Annotated in this window: 14 protein-coding genes; all 14 read right to left on the bottom strand. The window is 64.2% G+C overall.

The annotated features are described in order from the left end of the window. Positions 1–39 precede the first annotated feature (39 nt). Entirely contained in the window at positions 40–960 is a 921-nt protein-coding gene (locus tag ACSS7Z_RS13300; protein WP_438255348.1) for an RluA family pseudouridine synthase, read from the bottom strand. Between the two features lie 2 nt (positions 961–962). Beyond that, positions 963–1,577, bottom strand: a complete 615-nt coding sequence (lspA, locus tag ACSS7Z_RS13295) for a signal peptidase II (RefSeq protein WP_438255347.1) — start codon at positions 1,575–1,577, stop codon at positions 963–965. Between the two features lie 9 nt (positions 1,578–1,586). Further along, positions 1,587–2,222, bottom strand: coding sequence for a DivIVA domain-containing protein (locus ACSS7Z_RS13290; RefSeq protein ID WP_438255346.1), 636 nt, complete (start codon positions 2,220–2,222; stop codon positions 1,587–1,589). A gap of 159 nt (positions 2,223–2,381) precedes the next feature. Beyond that, positions 2,382–2,687, bottom strand: coding sequence for a YggT family protein (locus ACSS7Z_RS13285; RefSeq protein WP_438255345.1), 306 nt, complete (start codon positions 2,685–2,687; stop codon positions 2,382–2,384). Between the two features lie 3 nt (positions 2,688–2,690). Next, entirely contained in the window at positions 2,691–3,167 is a 477-nt protein-coding gene (locus ACSS7Z_RS13280; protein ID WP_438255344.1) for a cell division protein SepF, read from the bottom strand. 40 nt (positions 3,168–3,207) lie between these two features. Continuing rightward, positions 3,208–3,894, bottom strand: coding sequence for a YggS family pyridoxal phosphate-dependent enzyme (locus ACSS7Z_RS13275; RefSeq protein ID WP_438255343.1), 687 nt, complete (start codon positions 3,892–3,894; stop codon positions 3,208–3,210). Positions 3,895–3,921: 27 nt separating this feature from the next. After that, on the bottom strand, positions 3,922–5,070 hold the full coding sequence (gene ftsZ, locus ACSS7Z_RS13270; RefSeq protein WP_438255342.1) for a cell division protein FtsZ: 1,149 nt from the start codon (positions 5,068–5,070) through the stop codon (positions 3,922–3,924). Between the two features lie 165 nt (positions 5,071–5,235). Beyond that, the gene (locus tag ACSS7Z_RS13265; protein ID WP_438255341.1) at positions 5,236–6,108 is read right to left on the bottom strand and encodes a cell division protein FtsQ/DivIB; all 873 of its coding nucleotides are present in this window, start codon (positions 6,106–6,108) and stop codon (positions 5,236–5,238) included. Between the two features lie 75 nt (positions 6,109–6,183). Then, positions 6,184–7,584 carry a UDP-N-acetylmuramate--L-alanine ligase gene (murC, locus tag ACSS7Z_RS13260; protein ID WP_438255340.1) on the bottom strand — a complete coding sequence of 467 codons (1,401 nt, stop codon included), beginning with the start codon at positions 7,582–7,584 and terminating at the stop codon, positions 6,184–6,186. Positions 7,585–7,655: 71 nt separating this feature from the next. Then, positions 7,656–8,729, bottom strand: coding sequence for a UDP-N-acetylglucosamine--N-acetylmuramyl-(pentapeptide) pyrophosphoryl-undecaprenol N-acetylglucosamine transferase (locus ACSS7Z_RS13255; RefSeq protein ID WP_438255339.1), 1,074 nt, complete (start codon positions 8,727–8,729; stop codon positions 7,656–7,658). Next, positions 8,726–9,904 carry a putative lipid II flippase FtsW gene (gene ftsW, locus ACSS7Z_RS13250; protein ID WP_438255338.1) on the bottom strand — a complete coding sequence of 393 codons (1,179 nt, stop codon included), beginning with the start codon at positions 9,902–9,904 and terminating at the stop codon, positions 8,726–8,728. Before ftsW ends, ACSS7Z_RS13255 begins: the two co-directional genes overlap by 4 nt. Beyond that, positions 9,873–11,402: a UDP-N-acetylmuramoyl-L-alanine--D-glutamate ligase gene (gene murD, locus ACSS7Z_RS13245; protein WP_438255337.1), complete on the bottom strand. Its 1,530-nt coding sequence runs from the start codon at positions 11,400–11,402 to the stop codon at positions 9,873–9,875. Before murD ends, ftsW begins: the two co-directional genes overlap by 32 nt. Then, positions 11,399–12,514, bottom strand: a complete 1,116-nt coding sequence (gene mraY / locus ACSS7Z_RS13240; RefSeq protein ID WP_438255336.1) for a phospho-N-acetylmuramoyl-pentapeptide-transferase — start codon at positions 12,512–12,514, stop codon at positions 11,399–11,401. Before mraY ends, murD begins: the two co-directional genes overlap by 4 nt. Then, positions 12,511–13,923, bottom strand: coding sequence for a UDP-N-acetylmuramoyl-tripeptide--D-alanyl-D-alanine ligase (locus tag ACSS7Z_RS13235; RefSeq protein ID WP_438255335.1), 1,413 nt, complete (start codon positions 13,921–13,923; stop codon positions 12,511–12,513). The genes mraY and ACSS7Z_RS13235 overlap by 4 nt, the downstream gene beginning before the upstream one ends. Between the last annotated feature and the right edge of the window lie 12 nt (positions 13,924–13,935).

Raw genomic sequence — 13,935 nt, 5'->3', positions numbered from 1 at the left:
CACTTCTGTGACACCAAGACGTGCGGATCCTGCACCGAGTCAGTCCCCGCGCAGGATCTCCAAGGCGTGCTCGAAGTCGGCGGGATACGGCGACTCGAATGAGACCCACTCCCCCGTTGCCGGGTGCGTGAAGGCGAGCCTATGGGCATGCAGCCACTGCCGAGTCAGCCCCAGCTTCGCGGCGATCGTCGGATCGGCGCCGTAGAGCGGGTCGCCGACGCATGGATGCCGGTGAGCGGCCATGTGCACGCGGATCTGGTGCGTGCGGCCGGTCTCCAGGTGGATCTCGAGCAGCGAGGCACCGGGGAACGCCTCAAGCGTCTCGTAGTGCGTGACCGAGTCCTTGCCGTCGGGAATCACGGCGAACTTCCACGAGTGATTCGGATGCCGTCCGATCGGTGCATCGATGGTCCCTGCCAGAGGATCCGGATGCCCCTGCACAACGGCATGGTAGATCTTCTCGACCGTGCGCTCCTTGAAGGCGCGTTTGAGCACGGTGTACGCGGACTCGGTCTTCGCAACGACCATCAGTCCGCTGGTTCCGACATCGAGCCGGTGCACGATCCCGGCCCGCTCGGCAGCCCCGCTGGTAGCGATGCGGAAGCCCGCACCTGCCAGGGCGCCGAGCACAGTCGGCCCCTCCCATCCCACGGAGGGGTGCGCGGCAACGCCCGAGGGTTTGTCGATCACGACAATGTCGTCGTCATCGTGGATGATTCCGAGCTCCGGCACGACGACCGGGATGATCTTTGGGTCCTCTTTGGGACGCCACTCGACGCTCAGCCATCCGCCGGCACGCAGCCGATCGGATTTGCCGAGCGTCACGCCGTCCAGACTCACGCCTCCGGCCTCAGCCACCTCAGCGGCAAAGGTACGGGAAAAGCCCAGCATCTTGGCCAGCGCGGCGTCGACGCGAGCCCCTTCCAACCCATCCGGGACGGGAAGCGAGCGAGTCTCCATACTCAGGCGTCCTTCTCGACGGCCTTGGCATCGGTTTCGGCAGAGGTTCCCGTGACCGCTTCAGCTTCAGCTTCAGCTTCAGCTTCAGCAGATACAACCGGGTCGTCCTTCTCGCGCGTGCCATCCAGACGGAGTCCCAGTACGACCAGGAGCGCGACGGCGATCATGCCGCACACGATGAAGATGTCTGCGACATTGAAGATCGCCGGCATCATCCAAGGCATAGAGATCATGTCCACGACATGACCGACTCCGAAACCCGGGTCCCGAAACAGCCGATCGGTGAGGTTGCCGAGTACACCGCCGAGCAGGCAGCCGAGAACGACAGCCCATAGCCGGGAATTGAGGCTGAACGCCTTCCAGATGATGATCGCTGAGACAACAGCGAGAGCGATCGTGAAGATCCAGGTGACTTCGCTGCCCAAGGAGAAAGCCGCTCCGGGATTTCTCACGTAGTACAGCTGAAGGAACTCACCCAGCACCGGAACCGCTTCATGCAGCGGCAGATGCTCAACGGTGAGGTACTTCACAAACTGATCGGCGGCCAGCACCACAATCGCGAGAATCGCGACGATGATACCGGCCGCCGGTCGACTGATCAGGCGACGTCCTGACAATGCGACGACCTACAGGCCGATCGCGGAGACCGGCGTCGAGTCCGTCGAAGTCGCCTTCTCGTCAAGGTCACGCAGCTGGCCCTCGATGTAACCGCGCAGCTGGGTGCGGTAGTCGCGCTCGAAGTTGCGCAGCTCGGTGATGCGAGCTTCCAGCGTGTTGCGCTCGCGCTCCAGGCGTGCTGCCTCTTCGCGCTGCTTCACCTGTGCTTCGCTCTGGATGCGGTCGACCTCGGTCTGGGCCTCGGAGATCAGCTGGCTCTTCTTAGCCTCACCCTCGGCAACGTGCTCGTCGTGCAGACGCTGTGCGAGCTCGATGATGCCGGCGGTCGCGGTCGTGGAGCCTGCGGCCTCGACCGGGGCTGCAACGGCAACGGGCTGCGGAGCGGCGGCGGGAGCCGGAACCTCGTCGACGACGGCGGGCTTCTCTTCAGCCGGAGCGGGAGCCGCAGCAGCAACAGGAGCCGGGGTCTCACCGGATTCGTATGCGGCCAGCTTCGTCTTCAGCTCGGCGTTCTCTTCGAGTGCCTTGCGCCACTCGACGACGATCTCGTCGAGGAAGTCGTCAACCTCATCCGGGTCAAAGCCGTCCTTGAATCGGACGTGCTGGAACTGCTTGGTGACGACGTCATCCGGGGTCAGTGCCATTTTCTCGGCTCCTCTTTCGATGAGTTCTGTAGCCAGTGACTGAAAGCATGGCTCGGTATTGATTCGGCGCGTACCCGGGGCGCGCACCTGGGTGCAAGCATAGTCCCCGCTCGGCGAGCACGCGATGTGAGAAATCACATCGCGTGCTCGAGCGGCCAACTACACGCGGATGAAAGCTTGCACGACCGACATCAGAATCAGCACGGCAAGCATGGTGAGGGTGAACCCGAAATCCAGTGACAGCGTTCCGATGCGCAACGGAGGAATGAAGCGTCGGAACAGCTTGATCGGCGGATCGGTGACCGTGTACACGAGCTCTGCGGCGATGAGGCCGCCGCCCTTGGGCCGCCATTCGCGGTTGAACAGCGGGATGTAATCAAGGATCAGCCGTGCGAACAGAACGAAGATGTAGATCAGCAGGATCAGATGAACGATCGATGCGATCCCAGAGACCAGCGCGGTCACGGCTTAGGACTGATCAAAGCCCGCAGAATCTGGATCTGCGTGGGCGATGCCGCCGTGTCCCGAAACAGCAATGTTCTCCGGCGAGAGCAGGAAGACCTTGCTGGTGACCCGCTCGATGCGTCCGTACAGACCCAGCGAAAGACCGCTCGCAAAGTCAATCAGACGGCGTGCGTCAGCATCGCTCATCTGAGACAGGTTGATGATCACCGGAACGCCTTCGCGGAAGTTCTCAGCGATCAACTGAGCATCGCGGTACTGCTTGGGGTGCACCGTGAGGATCTCGTTGACTGTTCCGGCCGTGGGCTGGCGCACGGCGACCGGGCGACGCAGTGGAGTCACAGGCGCGGGCGCCGACTCTTCCTGGTCACGGTCACGCTCACGCTGTGCGCGCGCGGGGGCCGGAGCAAGCTCTTCCTCGTAGGCCTCTTCCTCATCGGCGAGGCCCAGGTACACCATGGTCTTCTTCAGCGGGTTTCCCATCGTGTCCTCCGTATTTGGCGTGGGCTGATCTGTTTCGAGGTTAACCCCGGTCGGGCCGGGGTCCGGTTATTGCCGAGCCGATCCGCAGGTGTGTCGCACCAGCTGCGATCGCCTCCGCGAAGTCGGCAGTCATGCCGGCAGAAATCCAGGCGGCTTCTGGCTCGATTGCTCGGATGCTGTCGGAAATACCGCGCAGGCGCGCAAAGGCGGATGCCGGTGCCTCATCAAGCGGCGCAACGGCCATCACGCCCCGCAACCGCAGCGACGGCAACGTCAGGATGTGCTCCGCCAAGGACTCGGCCTCAGCGGGCACCACACCCCCGCGTCCAGCGTCATCGGTGAGATTGATCTGAACGAGCACGTCGAGCAGGTCGTCGCCCTCGGCGGCACGGTGCAGCGCGTCTGCCAGCTTGATCCGGTCGACAGAATGCACGACAGCGGCGCTGCGACGAATCGCCGCGGCCTTCTTCGTCTGCGCTTGGCCGACGAAGTGCCAGCGCAGGTCATCCAAGGCCGGGTCAAGGGCCGAGTGCTTAGCGGAAAGCTCCTGCTGCCGGTTCTCTCCGACATCCCGAACGCCCAGGTCGTAAAGAGCGCTCACCAGTTCGACGGGATGGAACTTCGTCACCACGATGCGGGTGATTTCACCAGCATCCCGCCCTGCCGAGCGCGCGGCGTCCGCGATCTGCGAATCGATCGCGGACAACCGCGCAGCAAGGTCAGTCAAAATAATCGGGCCTGTCTTCGCCGGGGTTTACTTGAGGAACTCAGGGATGTCGATGTCGTCGTCGCTGAATGCCGGCTCGAGGCTGGTCGAACCAAGTCGCGGCGCAGGCTGGGCAGGCTCGCGCTGTGCGGCCGGTGCATCCGCTGCGGTGTTCTCAGACAGCTTTACCTCGGGCAGCGAGGCCGACTCCGGGCGAGAGACGACCATCGGGTCGAGGCGCACCGAGGGTGAACCTCCGTCGAACCCGGCGGCGATGACGGTGACACGCACCTCGTCGCCCAGAGTGTCGTCGATGACCGTACCGAAGATGATGTTCGCCTCGGGGTGCGCAGCTTCCTTCACAAGATCTGCAGCATCGTGGATCTCGAAGATACCGAGGTTGGAACCACCCTGGATCGAGAGCAGCACGCCGTGCGCGCCTTCGATCGACGCTTCGAGCAAGGGCGATTCGACAGCGAGCTCCGCAGCCTTGATGGCCCGATCGGCGCCGCGGGCGGAACCGATACCCATGAGCGCGGAACCCGCGCCCTGCATGACCGACTTGACGTCGGCGAAGTCGAGGTTGATCAGACCCGGGGTCGTGATGAGGTCGGTGATGCCCTGGACACCGGCGAGGAGAACCTGGTCGGCGGTGGCGAAAGCCTCGATCATCGAGATGCCGCGGTCGCTGATCTCCAGCAGACGGTCGTTCGGCACGACGATAAGTGTGTCGACCTCTTCTTTCAGCTTGGCGACGCCAGCCTCAGCCTGGCTCTGGCGGCGGCGGCCTTCGAAGGAGAACGGCTTTGTGACGACACCGATGGTCAGCGCGCCGATCGACTTCGCAATGCGGGCGACGACCGGGGCACCACCGGTACCCGTTCCGCCACCCTCACCGGCGGTGACGAACACCATGTCGGCACCGGTCAGCGCCTGCTCGATCTCTTCCGCGTGATCCTCGGCTGCGCGACGTCCGACCTCGGGGTCGGCACCGGCGCCGAGTCCACGGGTCAGTTCACGCCCCACGTCGAGCTTGACGTCGGCATCGCTCATCAGCAGCGCCTGCGCGTCAGTGTTGACCGCGATGAACTCGACCCCACGCAGGCCGAGATCGATCATGCGGTTCACGGCGTTGACGCCGCCACCGCCGACGCCGACGACCTTGATCACGGCGAGGTAGTTCTGGTTCTGGCTCATGGCCGGCCTCCGTTGTGTTGAGCCTGGAAAGAATGTGAACCTTAAACCTCAACTAGAGGTGTAAAGTATTTCCCGGTATTGCGTTCTCATCACTGACGGTATGCGCACTGACGCCGCGCGCGCGCACCAACACGGGCGTGTCGTGTGTTTCGAGATGAAACACGCTCAACCGACGACGGGAACCAGGTACGACGACACATCGACAGTGCGCGCATCCGGTCGTGGAATGAGCACTCGGCTCAGAGTTTCGGCCTTCATGACCGAGTCATCAGCGCTCCCCCAGACCACCGAGAGCCCCGTCGACAGCTTCAGCGAGACGTCATCGAGGGTGCTGGCGGAGACCTCCGTCACCGTTGCCCGGATATCCGCGGGCAACGACCTGATCACAAGTCCGACAGATTCGAAGGCGTCCGACTCTGTCCCCCCGACAACGTTCAGCACGGGTTGCCCGGCCGGGGCATCCGGTGTCGTCGACAATGCGACTCCCGCTGCGTCCACCAGGGTGTACCCGGCATCCGAGGCGACCACGCCGATCGGCGTGCGCTCGACGATCCGCAGGGTGAGATCGTTCGGGGGGCGCGCCTCGAGCGCATACGTCTCGATCAGCGGAAAGGCGATCAGCGCCGATTTAACGTCATTCTCGTCGACGAGCGCCAGCGGTGTGCCGAGCTGGTCAGCCAGAGCCGCCTCGATCACCATCGGGTCCAGAGCGGATGCCCCGACCACGGTGATCTTACGCACCGCGAATAGCGGACTGTACGCGGCGGCGGCTGTCCCACCGATCAGAATCAGCACCGCCGCCAGCGCGCCCAACCAGATGAGCCGACGACGGCGAGAGCGCTGCGTGAAGCGGCGGATCTCCGCGCGCAGCGTCTTGCGACGCGCGCGAGCAGCACGCCACACATCGCGGACCGTGAGTGTCTCGTCCTCCGTAGGCGCATCCGGTTCAGAAAGCGTCGCAGAACTCTCTGACGCGGCCGAAGTAGTCGAAGTCTCGGCGTCGATATCAGCCGGCCGCTCACGAGTGAAGCGCGCCACCCGAGACGTTTGAACCGGGGCTGGCTGTTCCTCCTGCTCAGGCGCTCTCGGAAGCGGTGCCGGACGACGCATCGCTCAGTCCTCGGCGGTCTTCCGCAGCGATTCGAGCACCTGCGGAATGATCAGGTAGACGTTTCCGCAGCCGAGGGTGATCACGTAGTCGCCCTCTTGAGCCACGGTCGCGGTGTAGTCCGCGGCCTCTTGCCAATCGGTCACGTAGTGCACGTGGTCAGGATCGGAGAAAGCGCCGCTGACCAGTTCGCCGGTGACACCGGGAACCGGATCTTCCCGGGCACCGTAGACATCGAGCATGACCGTGTGGTCTGCATAGGTCTCGAGCACTTCGGCGAACTCGCGGTACATGTGCTGCGTGCGCGAGTACGTGTGCGGCTGCTGGATAGCGATCAGCCGGCCGGCGCCCACGACGCTGCGTGCGGCTTCGAGCGCAACTTTCACTTCAGTGGGGTGATGCGCGTAATCGTCGAAGACGCTGACCCCGCGCTCGACGCCATGCAGCTCGAAGCGTCGCACGGTGCCGGCGAAGCCCTCGACCGCACGAACCGCGTCCGCCAGGCCGTACCCCAGCGTCAGCAGCACGGCGACAGCCCCCGCGGCATTGATCGCATTGTGCTCGCCGGGCATCGCCAGTTGCATGCGCGCGCTCTGGCCCGCGTGGACGAGAGTCGCAGCGATAGGCCCTGCCGTGGACACGTCGATCAGACGCACATCGGCATCCTCCGCTTTACCGAAGGTGATGACGTTTTTGTGCGAAAGGCCCGCTTTCACTCGGAGAGCGCCCGGGTCATCGCTCGAGATCACAACGGCCTCGCTCGCGGCATCCGCAAAGCGAATGAAGGCGTCGTGAAAAGCCTCATCCGAACCGAAGTGATCAAGGTGGTCAGGGTCGACGTTCGTGATCAGCGCGATGGCAGTGTCGTACAGCAGGAACGTGCCGTCGGACTCATCCGCTTCGACGATGAACAGTTCATCCGCACCCGAGGCGCTCGAAGCGCCCAGCTGCTCGATAACGCCGCCGTTGACGAAGTTCGGGTCGGCGCCAAGTTCCTGCAGAGCGGTGACGAGCATGCCCGTCGACGACGTCTTACCGTGCGCACCGGCCACCGATACCAGGCGTCGTCCACCGATCAACCAGTGCAGCGCCTGCGAGCGGTGGATGACGTGCAGTCCACGCTCTTTAGCGGTGACGAACTCCGGGTTCTCCGGCCAGATCGCGCCGGTGTGCACGACAGTATCGGCATCACCGAGGTGGGCGGCATCGTGTCCGACGTGCACGATCGCACCGGCCGCAGCGAGAGCGCGCAGGCTATCGCTGTCTGAGCGATCGGAACCGGAAACCCGGATGCCGGCGTCGAGGAACATCTTCGCGAGTCCGCTCATGCCCGATCCACCGATCCCGATGAAGTGGGCAGCGGTGATGGACTCCGGAATCGGAAGGGAAAGGTCAGGTCTGATCATGTCCCGTCCATCCTAATTCGCTGCCCTGACAGTGACCTCTGGCCACGCCGCCCCAGTCACGTGTGTGCTGTTCAGGCGCCGAGTGCCCGATCGATCATCGCAATGACATTCTCAGTGCCGTTGCGGGTACCGACGTTCTTCGCAGCATTCGTCATTCGCGCCCGACGCTCGGCATCGGCCAGCAGCGGGATCACCTGCGCACGCACGGCGTCACCGGTGAAGTCCGCATCGTCGATGACGATCGCCGCACCCGCATCGATGCTCGAGGCCGCGTTGAGTCGTTGTTCACCGTTACCGACGGCGTACGGCACGTACACCGCGGGCATGCCGAGCGCGCTGATCTCGCTGACCGTCGCCGCCCCAGAGCGCGACACGATGAGGTCTGCCATGGCAAATGCGAGATCCATCCGATCGACGTATCGACGCAGTGCGTAGCCTGGCACCTCCGGATCGACGAGGTCGCTTCGCTCCCCCGTCACATGCAGCAGCTGCCAACCGGCAGCGAGCACATCGCCCCAGGAATCAGCCACGGCCTCGTTGAGGTGCAGTGCGCCCAACGACCCGCCGAAGACCAGCAGCACGGGGCGTGTGGCATCCAGCCCAAAGTGCTCTGCCGCCTCGGCACGCAGTGCGTCACGATCCAAATTCACGATTTCACGACGCAACGGCATTCCCACAACCTCGCTGCCCTTCAGCGCAGTGCCGGCGAATGCGACACCGACGCCAGCGGCCGAACGAGCACCCAGCACGTTCGCCAGGCCAGGCTTCGCGTTGGCCTCGTGCACGACGAACGGCACATTCTCGCGTTTCGCGGCGACGTATGCCGGTGCCGAGGCATACCCTCCGAAGCCGATCACGACGTCGATGCTGTGCGCACGAATGTGTGCTCGCACCTGCGCGATGGCCGTGCGGAATCGTCCGAGAAACGCCAGGGCCTGCTTGTTCGGTCGGCGCGGGAACGGCACCTTGTCCACGATGAGCAGTTCGTAGCCCCGTTCGGGTACGAGGCGCGCTTCCAGGCCCTCCTTCGTGCCGAGCACGAGGATGTCGGCCTGGGCGTCGCGCTCACGAAGCCCGTCGGCGACGGCGAGCAGCGGGTTGACATGGCCGGCGGTGCCACCGCCGGCGAGAAGGTACGAAGTCACTTGGTGACCCTATCCCGCTCTGATGCGGGAATCGTGCGAGCGAATGCCAGCAGCACTCCACAGGCCAGCAGCACGGACAACAGCGCCGTGCCACCCTGCGACATGAACGGCAACGGCACCCCGAGCACGGGGAAGATGCCGATCACGACACCGATGTTGATGAGCGCCTGACCGAGGATCCAGACGGTGATGCCGCCGGCGGCAACACGGATGAACGGGTCGGGGGTCTTCCGCATGATGTGGAACGCACCAACAGCGAAGAAGGTGAACAGTGCCAGCACCACGATGCATCCGATGAGCCCAAGCTCCTCACCGACGATCGCGAAGATGAAGTCGTTGGCCGCCGCGGGCAGCCAACCGTACTTCTCCTGCGAGTTGCCCAGGCCCAGGCCGAAGACCCCACCCTTCGCCATGCCCCATACGGCATGAATCGACTGGTAGCAGTCGTCTTCGTAATTGGCCATGTCCGAGCAGACCATCGTGATGCGACGCATCCGGTCCGGGCTGACGACGGCAAGTGCGATGATGCCGACCACGCCCAGTAAGACCGGGAGGATGAACAGGCGCAGTTTGACGCCGGCGAAGAACAAGCATCCCAGCAGGATTGCCACGAGAACCATCACGGTTCCGAGGTCACGTCCTGCCATCACGGTGGCGATCGCGAGCAGTCCGACCGGGATGACCGGGATGAACACGTGCCGCCAGATACCGAGAAGTGTGCGCTTGCGCAGCAGTACGTAAGCGATCCACAGCGCGAGGGCGAGTTTGAGGAATTCCGAGGGCTGCATGGAGACGACGCCGAGGTCGATCCAGTTGCGGTTTCCGGCGTCTTCGATGCCCAGTGGTGTGAACACCAGAAGCTGCAGCAGCGTCGCCCCGATCAGCGCCGGCCAGGCCAGTTTCTTCAGGAATGCGATCGGAATACGGCTGACCAGGAACATCAGCGGGATGCCGACAGCGGCGAACATCGCCTGCTTGAGGGCGGTATCCATGGATCCGGATTCGGTGGCGCTGGTCGCCGAGATCACCATGATGATGCCGAACGCCGTGAGAAGCAGCGCGGTGGATGCGATCAGAAGGAACTCGCTGGAGGGCGGCGTGAAAATCCGCCCGAGTGAGACGCGTGCCGCGAGTCCCTGAGATTCAGTGCGCGGTGGGCGAGCTGTCTGCGTCATCCGCGCTCCCCCGCTCGATCCACGTGCGCACCGCATCGGCGAAGCGGTGGCCACGATCCGCGTAGCTGGTGAACTGGTCGAAGGATGCCGCGGCAGGAGCCAGTAACACTGTGCCCCCGTCGGTGACGATCCCTGCGGCAAGTTCCACCACACGAGTCATGACGTCTTCAGTCTCACCAGTGACGACCTCGATCACCGGGACTGCGGGCGCGTGTCGCTCGAATGCCGCGACCACCTCGGTGCGTTCGGCTCCGATGACCAGCGCCGCTCGCGCGATCCGCCCGGCATCCGCGACCAGTTCCGACAGGTCGACGCCCTTCAGATCTCCGCCAACAATCCACACCGCTCCGGGATACGCGCGCAGCGACGAGGCTGCAGCATGGGGGTTGGTGGCCTTGGAATCGTCGACCCAGGTGATGCCCTGATGACGGGCGATGACCTGAATACGGTGCTCGTCGAGGCGGAATGCCTGCAGCGCGCTGCGAATCGCCTCCGGCGTCGTTCCGAGAGAGCGGGCGAGAGCGGTGGCTGCGAGGATGTTCTGCACGATGTGCGAGGCGGACAGACCCGCGTTCTCGAGGTCGGCAAGCGTGGTGATCTCCAGCGCGCTGTTGCGACGGTCATCGAGGAACGCCCGGTCGGCAAGAATACCGTCGACGACGCCGAGGTCGCTGGGCCCGGGCACGCCGAGATCGAAGCCGATGGCTCGGGCTCCCTCCGTGACATCTGCTTCCTCGACCATGTGCTGCGTTGCCGCGTCGGCCTTGTTGTAGACGCAGACGACTCGCGTGTTGCGGTAGACGATGGCCTTTGTTGCGCGGTAGGCCTCGGCGCTGCCGTGCCAGACGAGGTGATCGTCAGCGAGGTTCAGACAAACCGACGCGTAGGGAACCAGCTCCCCTGCCGCGCTGCTCTGTGCGATGTACCAGAGCTGGTGGCTGGAGAGTTCGACGACCAGCACATCGAAGCCGGCAGGATCACGCACAGCATCCAGTACCGGAATTCCGATGTTGCCGCAGGGCGCGGCACGCAGTCCGCCTGCGACGAGCAGCGACGCCGTCAGCTGTGTCGTCGTTGTCTTGCCATTGGTGCCGGTGATGAGCACCCAATCCGCCGGAGTGCCGTCTGCGCGCACGACCTTATCGCGCACGCGCCAGGCAAGTTCCACGTCACCCCACAGGGCGATGCCGGATTCCTGCACCCAGCGGATTACCGGATGCGACGGCGAGAAACCCGGGGATGCGACGACGACATCAGCACCGAACTCGCGAAGCACTTCAGGAACCTCACTGAGCGGTCCGAGTTCCAGTTGCGCACCGATGACCGGGACGAGTCGTTCATACTCGTCCGAGGCTGATTCGGAGAGCACCAGCACGTCAGCACCGACCTCGGTGAGGGTGTCGGCCGTGGAGAAGCCGGTCACCGACAATCCGAGCACTACAACCCGCAGACCCTTCCAGTCGGCGTGCCAACTGGTCAGAGCATCCAATCTGGTCATGCCAGCGTGAGCCATTCGACATAGAACAACCCGACCGCTGACACAGCAAGAAGGCCGGCGATGATCCACAACCTGACGACGATGGTCACCTCTGGCCAACCGCGCATCTCGAGGTGGTGGTGGAACGGGCTCATCAGGAACAGCCGTTTGCCGCGAGTGATCTTGAAGTAGGCACGCTGCAGGATCACCGATCCGGACGACAGCACGAAAACGCCGGCGATCACGAGCAGCAGCAGTTCGGTGCGGGTGAGGATCGCCATCGCGGTGATGACGCCACCGATGGCCATCGAGCCGACGTCGCCCATGAAGACCTTCGCCTTGGGCGCATTCCACCAGAGGAATCCGATCAGGCCGGCCGCAAAAGACGCAGCGATGATCGCGAGGTTGAAGGGGTCGCGCACCTGATAACAGGCCGCGAGAACATCATCTTCAGCACCAGCGCCGGTGCCGATGCAGGACTGCTTGAACTGCCAGAAGGCGATGAGGCTATAGGCGCCGACGACGAACACACCGGCTCCGGCGGCGAGACCGTCCAGGCCGTCGGTGAGGTTCACGCTGTTCGATGTTGCGATGCCGATCACGGCGATCCAGATCAAATAGAGGATCCAGCCGATGATGACGCCGAAGCTGAAGAGGTTCAGCCACGGGATGTCACGGAACAGCGACACATGGCTGCTCGCAGGGGTCTGCCCCCACTGGTTCTTGAAGTTCAACGCGACGATGCCGAAGGGAATCATCACGATCAGCTGGCCGATGACCTTCCGCCAGCCGGACAGCCCGAGGCTGCGCTGCGACTTCACCTTCATGTAGTCGTCGATAAACCCGACGACACCGAAGCCCACCATGAGCCAGATGACAAGAATCGCGGACAGTGCCGGGGTGCTGCCGCCGACGTAGACGCCGACGAAGTAGCCGACGATCGTGCCCATGATGAAGATCACACCGCCCATCGTGGGGGTGCCGCGCTTGGCCTCATGACTCGGGTTCGCGATGTCTTCCGGGGTGCGGATGACCTGCCCCCAGCCCCAGCGGCGGAACAGCCGCAAGAAGACCGGGGTGAGGAAAAGGGTGAAGGCGAGCGATATCGCCGCTGCCATCAGGAGTGATCTCACGAGAACAATTCTCCCAGACGATCGCCGAGATGCCTGAGGCCCACGGAATTGGATGATTTGACGAGCACGCGATCGCCGTCGCGCAGCTCTGTGCTGAGGTAGTCGAAGGCTGCGTCCTGGTCGGGCAGATGCACAGCCTCGCTGTCCCACGATCCCTCGCCGACGGCGGCGAGATAGAGCCGTCGTGCCTCAGAACCGACCACGACGATGCGGCGAATGTTCAACCGCACGGCGAGCAGACCGATCCGGTCGTGCTCTTCCCCCGCGCTCTCGCCCAGCTCGCTCATCGCACCGAGAACAGCGACGGTGCGCTCGTCTGGCCCGGTGATCTGTGCGAGTGTGCGCAGAGCGGCAGCGGTCGAGTCCGGGCTGGCGTTGTACGCATCGTTGATGATGCGCACCCGGTCGTTGCCCATCGGCTGCATCCGCCAACGCTCAGCGATCTCAACCGTTTCGAGGCGCGCGATGGCATCCGCCGTCGAGACGCCGAGCACGCCGGCTGCGGCAATTGCCGCCAACGCGTTACTGATGTGGTGCGCACCGAGAACTTTCAATCGAAGTGGCAGTGACTCACCGGCCGCAGTGATCACTGCACTCGTGCCGTCGGCGGTGACGTGAATATCGCTCGCGCGCACGTCAGCGGAGTCGTTCTGTCCGAAGCCGACGACGCGCTGGCCGTGAGCGATCGCGATCTCGCGCATGGCGGACACGCGTGAGTCGTCGATGTTCAGCACGGCGACGCCGCCGGGCCGGGAGGCCGTGATCAGTTCGGATTTGGCCTGGGCCGTTGCCTCGATGCCGCCGAAGCCGCCGGCGTGCGCCATCCCGACCATCAGGATGACAGCGACATCGGGCTCGACCAGGCCGGCGAGGCGGGCGATGCTGCCGGGTTCGGCCGCGCCGAACTCGCTGACGAGGAACCGTGTCGTCTCAGTGACCCGCAGCATCGTGACGGGCGCGCCGACCTCGTTGTTGTATGAGGCGATGGGCGCGATCGTCTCTCCCTCATCGCTGAGGATGCGCGCGAGGAAGTTCTTCGTCGTCGTCTTGCCGTTGGACCCGGTGATGCCGATGACCTTCATGTCACCGGATTCGCGAACCCGAGCGACGACGGCACGAGCGAGGTCTGCCAGTGCCGCCACGGCATCCGGCACGATGATCTGTGAGATGTCGGCGACGACGGCGTGCTCCACGAGCGCGAGGACCGCGCCGTTGGCAGCGGCGGCCTCGACGAAACGGTGTCCGTCGGTCTCAGCGCCCGGCTTGGCTACAAAGATGCCGCCTGCGGTCATCTTCCGAGAATCGGTATCGACGACGCCGCTGGCCACTGCCTGTGCGGTATCAGCGTCGATGGTGCGCAGATCGCCGCCGGTGATGGCAGCGATCTCGGCAAACGACAGGGCGATCATGACATCTCCATG

The organism is Microbacterium wangyouchuni (assembly GCF_051546305.1).
GTDB lineage: Bacteria > Actinomycetota > Actinomycetes > Actinomycetales > Microbacteriaceae > Microbacterium.
Note: the sequence above shows the minus strand (reverse complement) of the source record. Positions and strands in the feature narration are given on the sequence as shown.

Coding starts and splice junctions, on each gene's coding strand:
- ftsW (WP_438255338.1), bottom strand. CDS start 9,904: ATGACGCAGACAGCTCGCCCACCGCGCACTGAATCTCAGGGACTCGCG.
- ftsZ (WP_438255342.1), bottom strand. CDS start 5,070: ATGAGCCAGAACCAGAACTACCTCGCCGTGATCAAGGTCGTCGGCGTC.
- ACSS7Z_RS13290 (WP_438255346.1), bottom strand. CDS start 2,222: ATGGCACTGACCCCGGATGACGTCGTCACCAAGCAGTTCCAGCACGTC.
- murC (WP_438255340.1), bottom strand. CDS start 7,584: ATGATCAGACCTGACCTTTCCCTTCCGATTCCGGAGTCCATCACCGCT.
- ACSS7Z_RS13300 (WP_438255348.1), bottom strand. CDS start 960: ATGGAGACTCGCTCGCTTCCCGTCCCGGATGGGTTGGAAGGGGCTCGC.
- ACSS7Z_RS13280 (WP_438255344.1), bottom strand. CDS start 3,167: ATGGGAAACCCGCTGAAGAAGACCATGGTGTACCTGGGCCTCGCCGAT.
- ACSS7Z_RS13235 (WP_438255335.1), bottom strand. CDS start 13,923: ATGATCGCCCTGTCGTTTGCCGAGATCGCTGCCATCACCGGCGGCGAT.
- murD (WP_438255337.1), bottom strand. CDS start 11,402: ATGACCAGATTGGATGCTCTGACCAGTTGGCACGCCGACTGGAAGGGT.